The organism is Streptomyces sp. NPDC089915 (genome assembly GCF_040684675.1).
GTDB lineage: Bacteria > Actinomycetota > Actinomycetes > Streptomycetales > Streptomycetaceae > Streptomyces.
On record NZ_JBFBGN010000094.1, the window covers coordinates 1 to 18,784 of the forward strand.

Sequence of the window (18,784 nt, forward strand, 5' to 3'; positions counted from 1 at the left end):
GGGACGACACGTCTACGAGGTTATCCGGGCCCACCGACAACGGCCGCCCGCCGCCGCCCCGGAACGCAAAGGCGCCTGGCCCCTCCGCTGCGCTCCGGGGCAGGGACCCGCTTCGCTGCGCTCAGCGGGGCTCGGCTTCGCTGAGCCAGGGCCGGCCCTTCGGGCCGGAGTCCTGCGCTGCGCTCCGGACTGTTCGGGGTTCCGCTGCGCTCCACCCCGAACTGCCTGCTCCGCAGGCTCGGGTGACCCCATTTCACGGGGCCCGGGCCTTCGACCCGTTGGGCGGGTCCGCTCCGCTCCCCCACCCGGGTCCTTCCGGCTCCGCCTCCAGGAGCAAAGGCCCGCTCCGCGGGCCAGCCGGCAACAGGGGAAGCGGCCGGGCGCCCGGGGTCAGCCCACCACCATGACTTTCTGGGCTTGGCGCCCATTGGGGCCGTCCTTGATGCCGAAGACCACCCTCGCGTTCACCGCCAGCGTCCGAAAGCCCTCGGCGATGATCTCGGTGTGATGGACAGGGACCTCCTCACCATCATCGGACTTAATCGTCCCCCACCCCTTCGAGTCATTGAACATCGTCACCGTGCCATTCGGCATTCCAGCACCTTCCATCATCCAAGCGGGAACCAGCCGGATCCTGCCACTACCCGATACAACGGAAACCACCCAAACGGGTACCAGACCAGAGCCCTGCCCTCCACCTGAACGGCCCGCTTCACGGGCCTGGATGACCCCGTTTCACCGGATCAGGGCCTACGACCCGTCGGGGTGTCCGCTCCGCTCCCACCCCGAGCCCTTCCGGCTCCTCCTCCAGGACCAGCCCGCTACGAAGGGGGACTCTGAGCGGGAAGGCTTCTCAATTCCCGGCCCAGGCTTATCCCTGGCATGTCCCCAAGCGAGACGCGCTCCTCTCGGAGCTTCTCACCGGCATGATGAAGTGCCACTGACATCAAGAGAGCGGAGGGCGCCGTGAGTCGGACCAAACGATGGGCACTCATAAGCGCGGGGCTGTGCCTGGTCACCTGGATAGCCGTCACAGCAATCGCCCTACTCCCAGCCGCCCAGGACATCCAAGACGCCCTGAGTAAATGGCTCAAAGCCCTCGCTGCCGCCCCCGCAATCATCATGGTCATCGGCTTCTGGGTCATCGGCGCAAGCGGCGGACAACCAGACGGCAACTGGGGCAGCAACCCAGGCAGCCACCCAAACGGCATCGACCTCTGAGGACAGAGGCGCTCACGTCGCTGCTGGCACCCGGACCACTGAGTGCCATGGCCTTCGACCCCGATGATTCATTCTGAGTCCCGGATGAAAACATGAACCAGACGGTCGCGGCGGTCCGGGGCCAAGGGCTCACACCTGTCGAGGATCAACCGACCTGCGCAACCAGGCCCCGAACTCAAGACTCCGCAGGTCAGACGTCTGGCATCCCCGGACACTACGCAGATCCAGTGAGCGAACACAGCCGCCAACCCGCTCAGTCAACCTGCATAACGCCAGGTCAGAAACATGACGACCGCTCAGATTCACTGACCGGCGACAACCGCGGACGGCCCCACCACATCGCCCATCACCCGGTGAGACGCCGGGGTGGCTCGACTGACTCCTTGCCTGCGGGGTGGCGGGGTGTCCGCTGGCTCCCACACCCAGACTTCCGGCTGCGCCTCCCGCCAGTCAGGGCTCACACGCGGCCCCTGGCTGGCAGGAGCAGGGTCGTGGGGGCTAACGGGTACTGTCGAGGAGTGCCGTGGCCGTTTCGAGATCGACTGCTGGGTCCCCTGTTGCCTCGACAGCAGCAATGAGCTTGTCGAGCAGGGCCGGGGACATCTGATGAGCCAGGCCGTCTCGGAGTTGGATGGTGTCGAAGTGGGCGTCCTGGTCGTATCCGTAGAGGTCGGCCAAGAGTGCTTCAGGAGTGGGTTCCACTGGGGTAGTCCCTTTCTCGCGGAGGAGGGCAGGTCACCGTGCTCGCGCTCGGCAGGGAGCAGCAGAGCCAGGCTGGTGGACATTGGTTCAATCACACTCGGCGTAGCCGTTGGCAATGAGCATGGCCTTGCCCATCAGCCGGACGACTTCCTCGGAGAGCCCCCAGCAGTCATAGCGAAGAGAAACGGGAAAGTCTCCGTACAGACTGAGGGCGAAGTACAAGACTGTGAGTTCCTCACTGTGGTCTCCGAGTTCCCCTGCCTCGATAGCGGCGCGGAGCCTCGGGACCTCGAAACCGGCCCACACCTCCCCTTCTCTACTTCCCCCTTCGACGTACTGGAGCAGCCTCGGGTCCTCCAGCCACACGCCTGTCCGCTCCAGCAACCAGACCGCCGCGTCCAGAGGCCACAGGAAGTCCGTGCCGCGCTTCAAAGCCTGAAGGAAATCCGCAGATGGCATCTCAGAAAAATCGATCACTCCACGAGGGTAGGCACCCGGTTCGCACCCACCGCTCAACACAGACAGTCCGGGAACGTGCGATTCATTTTGACACCCGGATACAGACAGGAAACGGCCCCACATACCGCTCCAGCCGATCCTGCGACGGTGCCTGTCGAGGAGCAGTGAAACTGCGCAGTATTCAACCCACCTGCACAACGCCAGGTCAGACATGAAGGCTGCACAGATTCACTGACCAGCGACACGATCCGCGGTTGCGGGTGATGACCACGAGGGGGCGGGAAGGGACACCAAGCGGATCTGGTGGAGTTGGTGGTGGGGTGTCCGCGCGGCCGCTACCGGTCGGCGGTGAGCTTGCCCGCGGCGGCCCAGCTGTCGGCGGGGACCTCGTGGATCCAGACCTGGACGGCCTCGGCGGGCAGCTGCAGGGTGTCCACGAAGGCGTCGGTGATCCGCGCGACCAGCTCGCGCTTGAGCTCGATGCTGCGGGGGCCCTGCTGGACGGTGACGATCGGCATGGTCTGCTCCTCAAAACCTCAAAGCGGCCGCGCCATCCGGCTCCCGATGTCCGGTCCGCGCGCTGGGAACAGTCCACCGCAGAGCCCGGCGGCGAACCAGACTCGCTTCGCTCCGGCAGCGATCACGACTCGTGATCGTGCGCGGCCCGCCCCCGGCAGGCCGCGACCAGCAGCTCCGGATGCGGCACGGTGCGCCGCACCCCGAGCGCCAGCGGCAGGGCCAGCACCCGGTCCCGCAGCCGCCGGAAGGCGATTCGCGGATGACTGGTCAGGCGGGCATTGGCCGCGTAGACCACCGTCCACATCGGGGTACCGGTGCCGATCGCGGCCAGTGTGTCCTGCAGGGTGCTGGACGCCAGGCCGGGGACGGGCTGGAAACCGGCCCGGTCGCAGGCGGTGAGCACCAGGTCGACACGCTCGCCTTGGTAATGCACGCGGGTTCTCTCGCGGTGTGTTCTTCGGTCCGCCGGCGCGCTTGCCACCCGCTTTCAGCGGAAGTGGGCGTCGGCCACATTGGTTTCGCTCCTGTCCCTCTCGCCGCGCACCACGACACCAGCACCCGCACTGCCGAACGGCTCTTCCCTAAGCCGGGTCGGCCGGGCCGGCGACATGGGCACACCGAGCACGGACGCCGCCCGAAACGGAATCGGCCACCCACCTTCGGTGTCCACCGCGCAACTCACTCGTGCCTGCGGAGATCCAGCTGCCTGGCCCCGGTCGAGGACCCTTTCCGCATCGCTCTCGGCCGTCCAGAAGCAACTGCTCTGCGACGCGAGCGGACGCGGGCCTCCAGGCTCGGCACCGCTGGCGCCATCCAGACTGACCGCCCACGGACGGCTGGCAGGAGATGGACCTACCGGGTGATCACAGCTCACGGCCGCTATCCCTCAGCGGGTTGACGCAACGCCGCTCGCTTCCGGCCCCGCCTATCCGTCACGCCCCTACAGAAGCCAATCACTTTCCCCTCCAACCACACTCTCCCCTGAACAAATAAAGTCCGGCCGGTCACCGCCACCGGAAAGGGCGCCTGACCAGTGCACATGCAAGGTGCGGGATCAGGTCGGTATCCCGGGCAGTTTCCCCCTCCTGCGTCCCCCTCGGTATCCCCCTCCTGCCTCCCCCACTTCTTCCCCCTCAGCTGTCCAAGGCCGTGCAGGGGTTGGCGAACACCGTGCGCAGGGCAGCGGCGTCGCAGGTGCCAATAGGGGCTCCAGCAGCCCAGGCGGGCCAGCTCGCGGCGACCGCCTCGGTCAGGCCGAGGCCTGGGCCGGGGTGGGGTGGCGTCGTGCCGGGCTCTGAGCGGGCGGCCCCCGGGGTGGGGCCGCAGTGGCCGCGTCTGCAGGAGTCGGCCCCGACAAGGTATCCGCTGCCTGGGAGACGCGACCCCCTGCTCGATGAAAGGTGCCGCGATCGGCCGCACCGCTACCCGCTTCGACCGCACCCGCGCCGGATCGGCTCCCGGCCGACCCACGGTGGTGGCAGCGGTGAGATGGCTGGTGAGGTCACCGGGGCCCGGGTTCGCCACCGGTGAGTTCTGTCGGCAAGGCTCTGACCTGCGGTGGGGAGCTTTCACTCGGAGGCGCGAACTCACCGGTGACTCACCAGCAGCACTGTTCCCGTCCGTGACACCGGGGGAGGTGGGAATGGAGAGGCACACCCCGCCAGCACGCCAAGCACCGCGGTGACGTACGTCGTCGGCCATCTGCGGCCTGCGGAAAGCCTGTGGTCTGTTGCCCGGCAAACCCTCGGCAGCGTCTCCGTTGACGAGGACGTGTTCCGATCGGGAACCATCCCCGCGGGTGCGAGGTCGGCTTAGCGACCTTATCCCTGGTCAGCGCCACGCGCGGTCCGGGCTTCACGGTCGGCGGCCGGTGGTGTTCTCGAGGAGGACACGGTTACGAGAACGCGGCGATGGACGCGGACCGGATCAGCTCGGCCGGGATCCCCGCCCGCACCGGCGGGCCGCACCGGCAGGCGGGGTGGGCGCGCACTCGGGGACACCGCATACATGCTCACCTGGCCCACGAGGGCGCAGGACGGCGCGGTGGGGCCGGCAAAAGTAGGGTCCGGTCTGAGTTTTGCGGGTGGAACTGCATGGTCTGCGCGCGCTGCCGCCGGTTGGCTGAAGGCACACGCACAGCACGGCTCCGGCAGCCGCCGGGCGAGAGAGAGTTCCCTGATGAGAATCCGAAGCGGCATCGCGGCGTCCCTGACCGCGATATGCGTGAGCATAGCGCCTTCGGCTCAGGCGGCCGAGCCTGACTTCAGGGACTTCGACATATCGGCTCGCACCGTTCCCTGCCCCCCGACGCCCCGAGGCCTCGGGTACAGGCAGGGCGTGGTGCCGCGGCTTTCCCACCTGTCGCCATCGCGCAGGACGACGGACCCACCGGCACGACACCACATACACGGCTACCGGGCAAGGCACCACTGGGCACCGCGGTTCTCCGGGCAGGCCCGGAAGGCTGCTCGTTCGCGGCTCATCGGGTCGGAGCGGATGCCTTCGACAGCCCTCGGTGGCGGCCTCCGCGAGCGTGCCGTGGGACCCGGCCGCGCGGTGTCGTGTGCCACCGGAGTCCTGGGGCCGCGCTGACAGCCGGGGCGACCTCCCGTACGTAGTACGCCTCGTCGGAGCTTGCGGGCGGCCGCTGGTCCGGTGTGCGAACGGGTCGGCCGCCGGACGTCAGTGACCTTCGCCGCATTCGTGATTTTGGGTCAGCTGCGGATGGTGGACGGTTCCGTCGACCTGCGAGGACGTCGTCCGCATACGACCGTCTGCATCCGCGCACCGTCAATGGCTTTCCGCGGTCCAGCCCTGGAACGCGGTATTTCAGAGAGAGAAAAACGATGAAAGCAAGAATCGCCACGGCCGCCATCGCGGTTACCGTGCTCGCCGCCGGTTCCGGCGCCCTGATCACCGTCGCCACCGCCTCCGCTGCGGAGACCGCCGCCGTCGCGGTCTCGGCCGAGGCCGCGACGGTCGCCGCGAAGCCGGCGGCCACGGTGGCGGCGGAGCCGAACGCCACCGTCGCGGCGGAGCCGAACGCCACGGTGGTGGCGGAGCCGGCCGGCTCCACACTCGCTCCGCAAGCGGGCGGTACGACGGCGCCGCAGCTGCAGCCGAGTAAGACCCCCGCTCCGACGGGCACCCCGCAGCCGGGCACGACCACCACGCCTCCCCCGAAGCCGAGCAAGAACCCTACGGGCTCCCCTCAGCCGGAGAAGCCGGGTGAGACCTACAAGGGCTCCGCGACCTTCTACTCCCCCGGCCTGGGTGCGTGCGGGAAGATGATCAAGGAGAGTGACCTCGCCGTCGCTCTCGACCCCACCACGTTCGGGCCCGGGTATCCGTCGAGCAACTGCGGACGCAAGGTCGTCATCACCTACAAGGGGAAGTCCATCACGGTGACGGTCCTCGACGAGGCTCCCGGCGCGGGCCGGCACGGTCTCGACCTCACCCCGGGGGCGTTCAAGGCACTCGCCCCGCTCGACAAGGGCAAGCTCGACGTCACCTGGCGCTTCGCGAAGTAGCGCGTCGGGCGGGGAGGCGGCCCGGCACAAGGAGCCGCGTCTCCAAGGCCGGCCAGGTCGGTGAGTACGGCGAGCGCATCGCCACCGCCTTCAAGGCGTCCCGAACCGGTCTTGCGGCTTCACGACCTCACCGGCTTCTTCGCCGCGGCGATGCGGCAGGTTTGCGGGGCCATGATCCGTTCCCTGATCGACAGGAAGACGTTGAGGCCGGGCCGAGCCGGCGGAGGGGGCCGCGTGCCGGCCGCGTCGTCTACCTGTCCTCCTAGAAGTGGTCGGGCTTCAGCATTTTGAGCAGTCTGGTGTGGGTGGGGCCCAGACCGCGTGTCTGCTTCATGCTGCGCCGCACGCCGACGACGCCGGGTCCCAGGAGGTAGTTCGTCGTCACGATGGTCGCCTGGTGCGCCAGGAGGAACTCCAGAACGTGGAGTTGCTTGGCACTGTTGCGTGACAGACGGCTCAGGGCGGAGAGCGGGACGACGAGGCCGGGCCGGCTCTCCGCCTGCCTGAGCAGGTGGATGAGGGCCTGATCGAAGCGCGGATCGGTGCCGGAGGCCACCACGGACTGGCCGTCGCCGAGGGGCCGTGTCTTGCTGGCCTGCGCCTGGAACATCTCCTCAGGGCCGGGCAGTGCCGGCCGGGGCGCCTCGGGCAGGACGTAGCTGTCCTCTCCGCCTGCCGGGGATTCCATCACATTCCACAGGGTGGTCAGGCCAGGGTGTTGGGGGTGAGCGGTGTGCAGGGCTGTTCCAGAAGGGATCCGAGAGGGCCTGCGGCTGCTTCGGTTATGGCCTCGATGTCCGCGTCCCGGATGGGGCCGCCGAGCGCGTGGAACTCCTCCAGCCTGCTGTTACGGACAACGACGACCACAGCGGCCCGCAGCCATGCCGGTGCCGACAGGGGACGGTGCTGACTGACTTCTTCCAGGAAGGGGGTGGCCAGCACGTCCGCATATCCGCTCGGCAGCGCCGCGAACATGCGCGCACGACAGATGACGTCGACGATGACACCGTGCGCATCATCGTCGCTCAGGCCCGCACGATCCAGGAGGCCGGGCAGGGTCGTGTGGCAGAACGCGCTGACGAACTCCGTGTCGTGGATGCCGTCGCCGCCTGTGTCCGCAATGGTCATGCCCGCCCCGTTCCCCGTGCTGCCTACTTTCCGGCAGCCTGGTTTCCCGCCTCCGGTTCACCGCCGGGAACCGGACTCTCTTCGGGCTGGACCCCGTTCGGCGCCGGACCGGTGCGATGGCCGACCGGATCTTCGCCTGGTGGTCCGCGTGACCGCAGTGATGTGAGGCCGTCAGGGCTGCTGAGGGCCTGGTCACGAGGCCCCTGGCGCAGAGCGGACACCGCCCGGTGCGGTCCGCCTTGGGTGGTCATGGGCGCCGGGCGGGGTCGTCGCGGAGGTGTGTCAGTGCGGGTGAGACGGTCGGACGCGGAGGATTTCGGTGTGGAGGGTGGGGGTGCCGTCGACCGGTGTCGGGGTCTCCGGGGTCGGGGCGATTCCTCCGGCGGCTACCTTGTCGAGTGTTGCCAGGCCTTCGGGGCCGACCGTGCCGAAGACCGTGTAGTTCGGGCGTAGTGCCGAGTCGCCGTAGACGACGAAGAACTGTGAGCCGTTCGTGTTCGGGCCGGCGTTGGCCATGGCCAGGAGGCCTCGGCCGTAGAGGCGGCGGGTGCCGGTGGGATCGGTGGGTGCGGGGGGCAGGTCCACCGGCAGCTCGTCCTTGTACTTGTAGCCGGGCCCGCCCTCACCGGTGCCGGTCGGGTCGCCGCACTGCAGGACCTTCAGTGTCGGATACGCCGTCAGGCGGTGGCACACCGTGCGGTCGTAGAAGCCGTGCCGTGCCAGGTGCAGGAAGCTCTGGACCGTGCAGGGTGCCTTGGCCCGGTCCAGGCGGAGGGGGAGGGCGCCCTGGCTGGTCGGTACGGCCAGGTCGACCGTGCCCCGGCTGGGAGTGTGCCGCGGGTCCGGCGGGAGCGGGACGAAGCGGGCCGGCGGCTCGTCGGGGGTCTGTGCGTACTGGCAGGGGCCGTGCGTGGTGCGTGGCGGAGCGCTGTCGGAGGCGGTGGCGACGCTCCCGCCGGACACGACTAAGCCCACGGCCGCGAATGTGCTGATCAGTGCTCGTTTCATCTCGCACGTCCTTCTGATGATCGCCAGGTCCTGAAGCGGTCGCAGTCTAGGGCGTGGGTTCGGTCTGCGGGAGTGGACATGCCAGGACAGCTTGAGCTGGTGTCCCTGGGGAGTGGTCGGCGGGACCGGCGCTGCCTTCGCCGGCGTGGGGCGGGGAGGTCTACGGGATGCGGTGCGGTGGGTGCTTGCCGTGGGGGCGCCGTCGTCATTGCCGCGGTTCTGGCGGGGGGGCGATGTCCGGGGTGGTGGTGCGGCGTGGGTGCCGGAGGGTGGGGTGGGGTGGTGTGTAGCGTCCGGGTTTGAGGGGTTTGTGCTGTCGGGTCGGTGGGGGCGGCCGGCTCTGGGAGGCTGATGTGGCGGGTGAGCGGATCGGGCTGGCCGAGGTGCTGGCTGCGGCGGAGGACACCGCGCCGGTGCACTCCCTGAACGTGGTGGGGCGGCATCTGCGGGAGCGGTTCGACGCGCGGTACGTGTCGTTCCTGTTCGTCGACGTCGTCGGACGGCGGCTGCTGCGGGTGCGCGATTCGGCTGCCGCGCAGCCGGAGGAGGCTCCCGCCGCGGAGGTGGCGCTGTCCGGGCAGGGCGTCTATGACGAGGTCCTGCGGGGGCAGCGGCTGCTGCTGGCGCCGGACGGCGGGGACGAGCAGCGGGTCCTGGTCCCGGTGACCAACCGGGGCGACACGATCGGCGTGCTGGAGCTGTTCCTCGCCCGGGCCACCCCGGAGGTGCTGGAGGAGGTGGAGGAGGCCGCGCACGCGCTGGCGTACATCATCGTCACGGACCGGCGCTTCACCGACCTCTACCACTGGGGCAACCGCATCACGCAGGTCAGTCTGTCCGCGGAGATCCAGCACCAGCTGCTGCCGTCCGCCTCCTGCTGCGAGGCGCCCGAGTTCACCCTCGCCGCCGCCCTCGTCCCGGCCGCCGACATCGCCGGGGACACCTACGACTTCAGCCTCGACGGCAACACCCTGCACCTGTCGATCACCGATGCCATGGGGCACGACGTGAACGCCTCCCTGATGGCCACCCTCCTGGTCAGCGCCTCCCGGGGTGCGCGCCGGGCGGGTGAGGACCTGGCGGAACAGGCGCGGCAGACGCACCGGGCGCTCCTGGACCACGGCCACGACACGATCGCGACCGGCCAGCTGCTGCGCATCGCCCTGGACGGCAGCCGGGCGGGGCTGGTCAACGCCGGCCACCCCTGGCCGCTGCGGGTGCGGGGCGGGGTCGTCGAGGAGGTGCCGCTGGCCGTCGACCTGCCCTTCGGGCTCGCCGAGCAGGGCCCGTACCGGGCGCAGGAGCTGGACCTGCGGCCCGGGGACCGGCTGGTGCTGCACACGGACGGGATGCAGGAGCGTGACGCGGCGGTCGTCGATCTGGCCGCGCTGCTTCGGGCCACCGCGGACCGGCATCCGCGCGAGGTCGTGCACGCCCTGGTCGGGGCGGTCTCCGACGCCTACCGGGGAGGTCCGCCGAAGGACGACGCGACGGTGTTGTGTCTTGACTGGAACGGTCCCCGGCGCGGGCGGCCGGGTGGGTGAGACGGGGCGGGGCTGCGGCGCGCGGGGCCGGACGCGGGGTCCGGCCCCCGGGGGTGCGGTGGTCAGCGGGCGCTGCCGAGGTCGCGGTCGGCGTCGGTGCCCTTGAGGAGGAGGGTGGTCTCCTCTATGCGCCGGAAGCGGCCGTCGGGGGCGAGGTCGGCGAAGACGTAGACCTCCATGCTCACCCTGCCGCCGTCCTTCTTGGTGATGTGGCAGGTGTGGCGGTCGGCGTACTTGTGGCCGTCGCGGAGCTCTTCGTGGACCTCGATCTCGGCGGTGGCGACGAGGGTGCGCAGGTGGGCGATGTGGTCGAGGAACTGGGCGCGGTCGGCCCAGGCGCCGTCGGTGCGCTGGCGGTAGTCGGGGGTGAAGTGGCGGTCGGCGGCCTCGGGGAGGGTGAGGTCGTGGTTGAGGAGGAGGTCGGTGAGGGCGGATTTGATGCCGGTGCGGGGCATGGCAATTCCTTCGGGGTGGGGAGGTGGGTGGGTGGGGTGAGGTGGGTGGGGGGTTAGGGGTGGGTGTTCTTGAGGGTTTCGTCGAGCCAGTCGTAGATGCGGGCGTTGGCGTGGCGGGTGGCGCCGGTGTGGCAGTGGGCGCCGCCGCCTTCCTCGGTGGTGAAGAGCATGAGGGTCTTGGGGCAGGTGAGGTGGGCGTAGAGCTGTTCGGGCTGGCCCTTGAAGAACTCGTCCTCCTCGGCGTCGCAGACGAGGGTGGGGCACTGGATCTTCTCGGCGATGCCGCCGGTGAGGGTGTAGTCGAGGTAGGAGGCGTTGAAGGCGCGGGGGGTGTCGACGCCCATGACGTACATGCCGTGGTTGAGGGCCCAGCGGGCGATGGGGTCCTTGGCCATGATCTGTTCGAGGGCGGCGTCGAGTTCCGGGGCGGAATCGGCGCGCAGGAGGCGTTCGGCTTCCTCGCGGCTGCCGGGGATGTTGCGGACGGAGGTCTGGCCGAGGTCGTAGAGGCCGTCGACGGCGATGAGTGCGGCGATGCGGTGTTCGAAGGCGGCCGCGCGGGGGGCGAGGATCCCGCCCATGCTGAGGCCGAGGAGGGCGATGCGGGTCTCGTCGACTTCGGGGATCGTTTCGGCGAAGTCGATCACGGGGGTGATGACGTTCTCCCAGTCGGGGCGGAAGACGAGGCCCTGGTGGTGGCGGGGGCCGGGCATGCCGGGGCCGTCGAAGGTGAGGACGTTGTAGCCGCGTTCGACGGCGGCGAGGGCGCTGAAGAAGTGCATCTCCTCGGCGGTGCCGTCGAATCCGTTGTGCATGACCACCGTCGGACGGGGGGTGCCCGAGTCGTCGGGGCGGTAGAGGTAGCCGGGGAGGGTGGTGTCCTCGTAGGGGATCTCGACGGGCGTGACGCGCGGGGTGGTGTAGAGAGCGGCGGCGGCCCGGAAGCACTCGACGGAGCGGTCGTAGGCGTGGTCGTGGCGGGGGTCGCAGTCCTTGCCGTGGAGGAAGAACTCCGCGGAGCGGTAGTAGTTCGAGGCGCGGAGGAAGGCGTCCCGGGCGCTGGTGCGGTGGCCGGCCGCGAGGGCTTTCTGGGCCTGTGAGGCGACGCGGTCGGCGGTGGCGGACCACTCGGTGTACCAGCCGGCGTAGTCGCCCTCGGTGATGCGGGAGGCGGTGGAGACGACCTCGCCGAAGTCGGCGCCGCCGTAGGCGATGTGGCTCATGGAGCGGAGGGTCTCGTACCAGAACTGGGTGTCGTCCGGGAACAGCAGCTGCTTCATGGCGGGCTCCTTGAAGGATCCTGCAAGCACAGATTTGTGCTTGCAGTGAGGACTGTAGAGGCTCGGGAGGCTGGAAGCAAATATCTGTGCTTACGATGGGGGCATGAATCAGAAGCAACCGGCCGCGCGTGTCCGCAGGAGCCCCGAACAGGTCCGGGCCGCCGTCCACCAAGCGGTCGTCGACCTCCTCTCGGACCCGGAGGGCGAGGAGCTGAACATCCCGGCGATCGCACAGCGCGCCGGCGTCAACCACACCAGCGTCTACCGGCGCTGGGGCGGCCTCGACGCCCTGCTGGCCGACACGGTCACCACCCGCCTGGAGCGCAACTCCCCGCTGAACGACACCGGATCCCTGCGCGGCGACCTCCTCGCCTGGGCCGAGGCCAGCGTCGCGAGCATGCGCACGCCCGAGGGGCGGGCCCTCGTGCGCGCCGTCATCCTGTCCATGCCGAGCGGCACCCAGGCGCAGGCCGAGCGCGCCGAGCACTTCCGGCGCCGGATGCGCTCCATCGAGCAGATCCGCGAGCGGGCCACGGCCCGGGGCGAGGACCCGCCGCCGCTGGAGGAGATCCTCGACCAGCTGATCGCGCCCTTCTACATCCGGGCGATCTTCGGCCTCGACCTGCCGGACGCCGGCTACCCGCAACTGCTGGTGAACCGGCTGCTCGGAGGCGCCTCCTAGGGATCGCGCGGGAGTTCGCGAAAAGGCCTTGCTCAATGGTCAAGAATCGTTGACCATTGAGCACATGCCAACCGATGATCTTCCCGAGGCGTTTCACGTCACCACGGACGAGCAACTGCGCGCCGTCTCCAACCTCACCCGGCACCGGATCATGGCGGTGCTCCGCTTCGAGCCCGCGACGATCACCCAGATCGCCGAACGGGTGGGCCTCGCCAAGGGGAGTTCCAGCTACCACGTGCGGCTGCTGGAGCGGGCCGGGCTGGTGAAGGTGGTCCGGACGCGGAAGGTGCGGGGGGTCAACGAGCGGTACTACGCCATGGCCGCGCGGTCGATCGTGCTGCCGGACCCGGGTGAGGGCGGGCCGGACGTGCTGATGCGGCACGCGGTGGCCGACCTGGAGGGCGCGCCGGCGGACGGTGAGCGGCACGTGCGGATGGCGCACCTGCGGCTCACCGACGAGCAGTTCGCGGAGCTGGGCTCGCGGCTGCACGCCCTGGCGGAGGAGTACCGGGCGCTGTCCGATCCGTCGCTGCCGGACGCGTCGCTCGTCTTCGCGCTGTTCCACCCGGGATCGCGCCGCCAGGTCGAGGGGGAGGCCAAGTGAGCACGGAGACCGCGAAGTCCGCGCAGACCGTGAGGATGCCGGCCGGGTTCGGGCGGCTGTGGACCGCGCAGACGGTGTCCTCGCTCGGTGACGGGGTGACGCACGCGGCGCTGCCGCTGCTCGCCCTGACCCTGACGCGGGATCCGCTGGCGCTCGCCGTCGTCACGGCCGCCGGAACGCTGCCGTGGCTGCTCTTCGGGGTGCTCGGCGGTGCGCTGGTGGACCGCTGGGACCGGCGGCGCACGATGTGGGTCACGGACGCGGCGCGCGCCCTGCTGCTCGCGATACCCGCGGCGGCGGCCGTGCTCGACGTGCTGAGCGTTCCGCTGCTCGCGGCCGTCGCCTTCCTGCTGGGCCTCGGCGGGCTCTTCTTCGACACGGCCGCCACGGCCTACCTGCCGGACCTGCTCGGCCGCGACCCCGTGCTCCTGGAGCGCGCCAACGCCCGTCTGCGCGGGGCCCAGACCGCCGCGTCCGGCTTCGCCGGGCCGCCCGCGGGCAGTGCGCTGCTCGCGCTGGGGCGGGCGGTCCCGCTGTTCGCCGACGCGGTCTCGTTCGCGGTCTCCGCGCTGCTCGTGCGGTCGCTGCCCGCCGCGCCCCGGCCGGTGCCGCAGGCCCGGGAGTCGCTGCTGCGGCAGGCCCGGGCGGGTGCCTCGTACGTGTTCCGGGACCGGCTGCTGCTCGGGCTCGCGCTGCGTCCGGCGGTCGGGAACGTCGCCTTCCTCGCCGTGGAGACCGTCCTCGCCCTCTTCGCGCACGACCGCCTCGGCATCGGCAGCTTCGGCTTCGGTCTGCTGCTGACGGCGGAGGCCACCGGCGGTCTGCTGGGTGCGGGCTTCGCCTCCTTCCTCGGCCGGCGTCTGGGCACCGGCACGGCTCTGACCTGCACGGCCGCGGTCGAGGGGCTCGCCATCCTGGGTCTCGCCGCCGCCCCGAACGCGTACGTCGCCGGTCTGGCGCTGGCCGTCTGCGGTGCGGGCATGGGCGCCACGATGGTGCTCGGCCCCTCCCTGCGGCAGGCGATCGTCCCCGGGCACCTGATGGGCCGGGTGGCCTCCACCTCCCGCATGCTCGCCATGTGCGCCGCCCCGTTCGGCGCCTTCCTCGGCGGCTGGCTGGCCACCGCCTACGACGTGCGCACCCCGCTCTTCGCCGCCGCCGGCCTGCTCCTGGCGATGACGGCCGTCACCGCGACCATGACCACCAACGGCCGGATCGAGGCGGCGCTGCGGGCCGCCGCCCCGGAGGGGGATCCCGCCCGGGAGGCCGCGGGCAGCGCGGTGTGACGCCTGCGGGAGGGGGCGGGCGGGGGCGGTCCCAAACGTTCTTCAGGAGGACTCGAATCCCGGCGGAGAGCATCAGGGGCGTGGCCGGCGTCGGCCGCGGACCGATCCCTCTTGCTCTAGGAGTATCCGTGAAGGCACTCGTCCTGTCTGGGGGCGCCGGGACCCGGTTGCGTCCCATCACCCACACGTCGGCCAAGCAGCTGGTGCCCGTCGCCAACAAGCCCGTGCTGTTCTACGGGCTGGAGTCGATCGCCGCGGCCGGCATCACCGAGGTGGGCGTGGTGACCGGGGACACCGAGCAGGAGGTGCGGGCGGCGATCGGGGACGGGTCGGCGTTCGGGATCTCGGTGACGTACCTGCGCCAGGAGCGGCCGCTGGGGCTGGCGCACGCGGTGCTGACGGCCCGGGAGTGGCTGGGCGACGAGGACTTCGTGATGTTCCTCGGGGACAACTTCCTCATCGACGGGATCACCTCGCTGGTAGACGAGTTCGAGGCGACGCGGCCCGACGCGCACATCCTGCTGACCCGGGTCGCCGATCCGTCGGCGTTCGGGGTGGCGGAGGTCGACGGCGACGGGAAGGTCGTCCGGCTGGAGGAGAAGCCCCAGCGGCCCAAGAGCGATCTGGCGCTGGTGGGGATCTACCTGTTCACCGCCGCCATCCACGAGGCCGTGGCCGCCATCAGGCCCTCGCGGCGCGGGGAGCTGGAGATCACCGACGCGATCCAGTGGCTGATCGAGCGGGACTTCGCCGTAGGGTCCACCCTCATCGAGGGCTACTGGAAGGACACGGGCACGGTCGACGACCTCCTGGAGGTCAACCGGATCGTGCTGGAGCGGCTGCACGCGCGGCACGAGGGCAGCGTGGACGAGAACAGCCTGATCGTGGGGCGGGTCTCCGTCGGACCGAACGCCGAGATCCGCAACTCGACGATCATCGGCCCGGCCGTCATCGGCAGCGGCGCCCGCGTCCACGGGTCGACGATCGGCCCGTTCACCTCGGTGGCGGACGACTGCGAGATCATCGACAGCGGCATCGAGTACTCGATCGTGCTGAAGGACTCCCGGATCGAGGGGGTGCGCGGCGTCGAGGCCTCCCTGATCGGCCGCAACGCCCAGGTGATCGCGATGCCCCAGGCGCCGCAGGCGCACCGGCTGGTCCTCGGCGACCACAGCACGGCCCGGATCAGCGCGTGAAGGTGCTCGTCACCGGCGCGGCCGGCTTCATCGGGTCCCACTTCGTGCGCATGCTCCTCCAGGACGAGGAGGCGGCGGGCGAGCGGCACCTGGTCACCGCCGTCGACAGCCTGTCGTACGCGGGGAACCTCGAGAACCTCGCCCCGGTCCGCGACAGCGAGGGCCTGCGCTTCGAGCGCGGCGACGTGACGGACGCGGCGCTGATGGACCGGCTGGCGGCGGGTCAGGACGCGGTGGTCCACTTCGCGGCGGAGTCGCACGTGGACCGCTCCATCGACGGGGCGCGGGACTTCGTGCTGACCAACGTCCTGGGGACGCAGACCGTGCTGGACGCGGCGCTGCGCGGCGGGGTGGGGCGGGTGCTCCACGTGTCGACGGACGAGGTGTACGGGTCGATCGCGTCCGGTTCCTGGCCGGAGGAGCACCCGCTGGAGCCGAACTCTCCGTACGCGGCCTCCAAGGCGGCCAGTGACCTGGTGGCGCTGGCGTACCACCGTACGCACGGGCTCGACGTGCGGGTCACGCGCTGTTCGAACAACTACGGCCCGTACCAGTTCCCCGAGAAGGTCATCCCGCTGTTCGTGACGAACCTGCTGCGGGGCCTGGACGTCCCGCTGTACGGGGACGGGCTGAGCGTGCGCGACTGGCTGCACGTCGACGACCACTGCCGGGGGATCCTGCTGGCCCTGGAGCACGGCCGGGCCGGCGAGGTGTACAACATCGGCGGCGGTACGGAGCTGACGAACCGGGAGCTGACCGGGCTGCTGCTGGAGGCGTGCGGGGCGGGGCCGGAACGCGTCCGGTACGTGGCCGACCGCAAGGGCCACGACCGGCGCTACTCGGTCGACTGCGGCAAGGCCCGGCGTGAGCTGGGGTACGAGCCGCGCCGCGACTTCGCGCGGGGCCTGGCCGAGACGGTGGCCTGGTACCGGGAGAACCGGTCCTGGTGGGAGCCGCTGCTGCCGCGCGGCTGAGGAGGCGGTTCGCCCGGCCGGCCCCGCGCCGTGCCGGGCGCCCCGCTCAGGCGCTCTGCTGGAGGCAGGCCAGCAGGCTGCGGGCCTCCACGTTGAGGTAGCCGCTGTGGCGGACGAGGGTGTGCAGCTGCCGCAGGGCGGTCCAGCGGTATCCGGGCGGGGGTGCGGCCGCGCGGACCTCGTCGTCGGCCTCGACGAGGAGGTAGCGGTTCTCGGCCTGGTAGAAGCGGCCGCCCTCCTCCGACAGCAGCGTGTCGTACAGGACCCGTCCGGGGGCGGCGTCGCGGACCAGGTCCAGGTAGCGGGGCTGGTGGCGGTCGGGCAGGCCGTGGAAGTTGGCGGGCACGCACTGGACGGTGGGTCCGAGCTCGACGGTGTCGGGGGTGCCGCCCTCGGCGCGGGCCTGGAGGAGGACCTCGGTGCGGCCGCGGGCGCGGGAGACGAGGAAGGCGACCACGCCGCGGCCCCGGGGGGCGATGAGCGGCTGGCTCCAGGCCCCCACCTCGCGGTTGGTGGCGCGTACGGCCGTGCCGATGACCCGGAAGTAGCGGTCGTCCTCGTGGCCGATGGCCCGGTCGGTGCGCCGCCAGCGGTCGATCTCGGCGAGCGGGACGAGCCGGGAGACGAGTGCGGAGCGGCTCTTGGCGTCGTTGAGCCAGCTCTGGACGTCCGTGGTGTCCTGGTCCGCGGCCTCGTCGGGGCCGGCCGGGGAGGTGTCCCAGGGCAGGCAGGCGAGCACGGTGCGGGCGTCCATGTTGACCATGTTGTCCTCGCGCAGGAGCGCGTGGAGCTGTCCGACGGTCAGCCACCGGTAGTCCTCGTGGACGGGGACGTCCTCGTCGGTCTCCACGATGACGTTGCGGTTGCGCTTGCGGTAGAAGCTGCCGCCCTGTTCCGAGTGGAGGACGTCCGCGAGGACGCGGCCGCGGCCCGGTTCGGTGAAGTACTCCAGGTAGCGGGTGGCGGCGCCGCCGTGCAGGCGCAGGAAGTTGCTGCGGGTGGCCTGGACGGTGGGCGACAGCTGGAGCATGTTGATGTTGCCGGGCTCCATCTTGGCCTGGACGAGCAGGCACAGCACGCCGTCGATCCGCTTGGCGAGCATGCCGAGGACGCCGACCTCGGGCTGGTCGATGACCGGCTGGGACCACTGCGGTACGGGGCCCGCCGCGCCGGTGACCCGCATGCCGCGGATGCGGAAGAAGCCGCCGCTGCGGTGGACCAGGTCGCCGGTGTCCGGCGCGAAGCTCCAGCCGTCGAGTTCGGCGAAGGGGACGGGGGTGGTGGTGAATTCGTTGGCGCGGGCCCGGTCCCGCAGCCACGCGTGCACCTGTGGCAGGCCGCCCGTGGTCGGGGTGGACAGGGTGCGGGCCGACTCCAGGCAGCGCTCTGCGGTGCGTGGGGAGCCGGGCGGTTCGTGCACCGCGGGAGAGAGAACCACTGTTGCTGCACCTCTCAACATCGTGTTGGGAGGCTCAGCCTGTGGGGTGCGGTTCGAAGTGCGACGGGGAACGGATCCACCGTCCGCCCCCGGGCCTCAGGTGCCGAAGACGTCGGTGAGCAGGCGCCGGCGCATGGCCACGGTGACGGCGGCGGTGCGGTCGTCGACGTCGAGTTTGGCGAAGACCCGCACGAGGTGGGTCTTCACGGTGGTCTCGCTGATGTGCAGCCGGCGGCCGATGGCGGCGTTGGTGAGGCCCTGTGCCACCAGCGCGAGGACGTCGAGTTCGCGTGCGGTGGGCTTCTCGGGGGCGGGGTTGCGCATGTGGTGGACGAGCTTCGCGGCGATGAGCGGCGGCAGAACCGTTTCCCCGTCGGCGGCGGAGCGGATGGCGGCGGCGAGGGCGGAGGGGGTGGCGTCCTTGAGGAGGTAGCCGGCGGCCCCGGCCTCGACCGCGCGCACGATGTTGGAGTCGGTGTCGTAGGTGGTCAGGATCAGCACCCGTACGCCGGGGCACTCGGCGGCGATCCGGGCGGTGGCGTCGACCCCGTCGAGGCCGGGCATGCGCAGGTCCATCAGGACGACGTCGGGGCGCAGTTCGGCGGCGAGGCGGACGGCGGCGGTTCCGCTGTCGGCCTCGCCGACGACCTCCAGGCCGCTCTCGCAGGCCAGCAGCCCGACGAGGCCGGCCCGTACCACCGGATGGTCGTCGGCGATCAGCAGTCGGATGCTCATGGCCCGGTGTCCCTCACGTTCGT

Annotated in this window: 18 protein-coding genes; 7 read left to right on the top strand and 11 right to left on the bottom strand. The window is 70.7% G+C overall.

Annotated elements, in window-relative coordinates:
- Window positions 1–390: 390 nt before the first annotated feature.
- The 4 genes from AB0O29_RS24570 to AB0O29_RS24585 all read right to left on the bottom strand — a co-directional run bounded on the left by AB0O29_RS24570 (window position 391) and on the right by AB0O29_RS24585 (window position 3,334).
- Complete coding sequence (locus AB0O29_RS24570) at window positions 391–594, bottom strand: cold shock domain-containing protein (protein ID WP_365154830.1); 204 nt, start codon at window positions 592–594, stop codon at window positions 391–393.
- A gap of 1,416 nt (window positions 595–2,010) precedes the next feature.
- Window positions 2,011–2,400: a hypothetical protein gene (locus AB0O29_RS24575; protein ID WP_365154833.1), complete on the bottom strand. Its 390-nt coding sequence runs from the start codon at window positions 2,398–2,400 to the stop codon at window positions 2,011–2,013.
- A 317-nt stretch (window positions 2,401–2,717) separates the two neighbouring features.
- Window positions 2,718–2,900, bottom strand: coding sequence for a 4-oxalocrotonate tautomerase DmpI (gene dmpI / locus AB0O29_RS24580; RefSeq protein WP_358893800.1), 183 nt, complete (start codon window positions 2,898–2,900; stop codon window positions 2,718–2,720).
- Window positions 2,901–3,022: 122 nt separating this feature from the next.
- Window positions 3,023–3,334, bottom strand: a complete 312-nt coding sequence (locus AB0O29_RS24585; RefSeq protein WP_365154836.1) for a hypothetical protein — start codon at window positions 3,332–3,334, stop codon at window positions 3,023–3,025.
- 2,413 nt (window positions 3,335–5,747) lie between these two features.
- Between AB0O29_RS24585 and AB0O29_RS24590 the strand changes: the two genes are divergently transcribed.
- On the top strand, window positions 5,748–6,431 hold the full coding sequence (locus AB0O29_RS24590; protein ID WP_365154839.1) for an RlpA-like double-psi beta-barrel domain-containing protein: 684 nt from the start codon (window positions 5,748–5,750) through the stop codon (window positions 6,429–6,431).
- 262 nt (window positions 6,432–6,693) lie between these two features.
- Here the strand turns inward: AB0O29_RS24590 and AB0O29_RS24595 are convergent, their stop codons facing one another.
- The 3 genes from AB0O29_RS24595 to AB0O29_RS24605 form a co-directional block, all read right to left on the bottom strand.
- Window positions 6,694–7,119, bottom strand: a complete 426-nt coding sequence (locus AB0O29_RS24595; RefSeq protein ID WP_365154841.1) for a recombinase family protein — start codon at window positions 7,117–7,119, stop codon at window positions 6,694–6,696.
- A gap of 17 nt (window positions 7,120–7,136) precedes the next feature.
- A complete protein-coding gene (locus AB0O29_RS24600) occupies window positions 7,137–7,559 on the bottom strand; it encodes a hypothetical protein (protein WP_365154844.1) in 423 nt (140 codons plus the stop codon).
- A gap of 282 nt (window positions 7,560–7,841) precedes the next feature.
- Entirely contained in the window at window positions 7,842–8,567 is a 726-nt protein-coding gene (locus AB0O29_RS24605) for a peptidylprolyl isomerase (RefSeq protein WP_365154846.1), read from the bottom strand.
- Window positions 8,568–8,920: 353 nt separating this feature from the next.
- On the opposite strand from AB0O29_RS24605, the gene AB0O29_RS24610 reads away from it, so the two are divergent.
- Window positions 8,921–10,111, top strand: a complete 1,191-nt coding sequence (locus AB0O29_RS24610; protein ID WP_365154849.1) for a PP2C family protein-serine/threonine phosphatase — start codon at window positions 8,921–8,923, stop codon at window positions 10,109–10,111.
- A 62-nt stretch (window positions 10,112–10,173) separates the two neighbouring features.
- On the opposite strand, the gene AB0O29_RS24615 is transcribed toward AB0O29_RS24610, so the two are convergent.
- Entirely contained in the window at window positions 10,174–10,566 is a 393-nt protein-coding gene (locus AB0O29_RS24615; protein ID WP_365154852.1) for a nuclear transport factor 2 family protein, read from the bottom strand.
- A 53-nt stretch (window positions 10,567–10,619) separates the two neighbouring features.
- On the bottom strand, window positions 10,620–11,846 hold the full coding sequence (locus tag AB0O29_RS24620; protein WP_365154855.1) for an alpha/beta fold hydrolase: 1,227 nt from the start codon (window positions 11,844–11,846) through the stop codon (window positions 10,620–10,622).
- Between the two features lie 103 nt (window positions 11,847–11,949).
- Here AB0O29_RS24620 and AB0O29_RS24625 point away from each other — a divergent pair, with 103 nt between their 5' ends.
- From AB0O29_RS24625 to rfbB, 5 genes are all read left to right on the top strand, one after another.
- The gene (locus AB0O29_RS24625; protein ID WP_365154858.1) at window positions 11,950–12,528 is read left to right on the top strand and encodes a TetR-like C-terminal domain-containing protein; all 579 of its coding nucleotides are present in this window, start codon (window positions 11,950–11,952) and stop codon (window positions 12,526–12,528) included.
- 64 nt (window positions 12,529–12,592) lie between these two features.
- Complete coding sequence (locus tag AB0O29_RS24630) at window positions 12,593–13,132, top strand: winged helix-turn-helix domain-containing protein (protein ID WP_365154861.1); 540 nt, start codon at window positions 12,593–12,595, stop codon at window positions 13,130–13,132.
- A gap of 35 nt (window positions 13,133–13,167) precedes the next feature.
- Window positions 13,168–14,418: an MFS transporter gene (locus AB0O29_RS24635; RefSeq protein ID WP_365154896.1), complete on the top strand. Its 1,251-nt coding sequence runs from the start codon at window positions 13,168–13,170 to the stop codon at window positions 14,416–14,418.
- A 128-nt stretch (window positions 14,419–14,546) separates the two neighbouring features.
- Window positions 14,547–15,614, top strand: coding sequence for a glucose-1-phosphate thymidylyltransferase (locus AB0O29_RS24640; protein ID WP_365154864.1), 1,068 nt, complete (start codon window positions 14,547–14,549; stop codon window positions 15,612–15,614).
- Window positions 15,611–16,588 (top strand): dTDP-glucose 4,6-dehydratase, encoded by a 978-nt coding sequence (gene rfbB / locus AB0O29_RS24645; protein WP_365154867.1) that lies wholly within the window; start codon window positions 15,611–15,613, stop codon window positions 16,586–16,588. The genes AB0O29_RS24640 and rfbB overlap by 4 nt, the downstream gene beginning before the upstream one ends.
- Window positions 16,589–16,634: 46 nt before the next feature.
- On the opposite strand, the gene AB0O29_RS24650 is transcribed toward rfbB, so the two are convergent.
- The gene (locus AB0O29_RS24650) at window positions 16,635–18,026 is read right to left on the bottom strand and encodes an NDP-hexose 2,3-dehydratase family protein (protein WP_365154870.1); all 1,392 of its coding nucleotides are present in this window, start codon (window positions 18,024–18,026) and stop codon (window positions 16,635–16,637) included.
- Window positions 18,027–18,122: 96 nt separating this feature from the next.
- Window positions 18,123–18,761, bottom strand: coding sequence for a response regulator transcription factor (locus tag AB0O29_RS24655; RefSeq protein WP_365154873.1), 639 nt, complete (start codon window positions 18,759–18,761; stop codon window positions 18,123–18,125).
- Window positions 18,762–18,784: the final 23 nt, after the last annotated feature.

Excerpts from the sequence above, each read along its gene's own strand:
- AB0O29_RS24570 (WP_365154830.1), bottom strand. The coding sequence starts at position 594 with ATGCCGAATGGCACGGTGACGATGTTCAATGACTCGAAGGGGTGGGGG.
- dmpI (WP_358893800.1), bottom strand. The coding sequence starts at position 2,900 with ATGCCGATCGTCACCGTCCAGCAGGGCCCCCGCAGCATCGAGCTCAAG.
- AB0O29_RS24590 (WP_365154839.1), top strand. The coding sequence starts at position 5,748 with ATGAAAGCAAGAATCGCCACGGCCGCCATCGCGGTTACCGTGCTCGCC.
- AB0O29_RS24595 (WP_365154841.1), bottom strand. The coding sequence starts at position 7,119 with ATGGAATCCCCGGCAGGCGGAGAGGACAGCTACGTCCTGCCCGAGGCG.
- AB0O29_RS24600 (WP_365154844.1), bottom strand. The coding sequence starts at position 7,559 with ATGACCATTGCGGACACAGGCGGCGACGGCATCCACGACACGGAGTTC.
- AB0O29_RS24605 (WP_365154846.1), bottom strand. The coding sequence starts at position 8,567 with ATGAAACGAGCACTGATCAGCACATTCGCGGCCGTGGGCTTAGTCGTG.
- AB0O29_RS24615 (WP_365154852.1), bottom strand. The coding sequence starts at position 10,566 with ATGCCCCGCACCGGCATCAAATCCGCCCTCACCGACCTCCTCCTCAAC.
- AB0O29_RS24620 (WP_365154855.1), bottom strand. The coding sequence starts at position 11,846 with ATGAAGCAGCTGCTGTTCCCGGACGACACCCAGTTCTGGTACGAGACC.
- AB0O29_RS24625 (WP_365154858.1), top strand. The coding sequence starts at position 11,950 with ATGAATCAGAAGCAACCGGCCGCGCGTGTCCGCAGGAGCCCCGAACAG.
- AB0O29_RS24630 (WP_365154861.1), top strand. The coding sequence starts at position 12,593 with ATGCCAACCGATGATCTTCCCGAGGCGTTTCACGTCACCACGGACGAG.
- AB0O29_RS24635 (WP_365154896.1), top strand. The coding sequence starts at position 13,168 with ATGCCGGCCGGGTTCGGGCGGCTGTGGACCGCGCAGACGGTGTCCTCG.
- AB0O29_RS24655 (WP_365154873.1), bottom strand. The coding sequence starts at position 18,761 with ATGAGCATCCGACTGCTGATCGCCGACGACCATCCGGTGGTACGGGCC.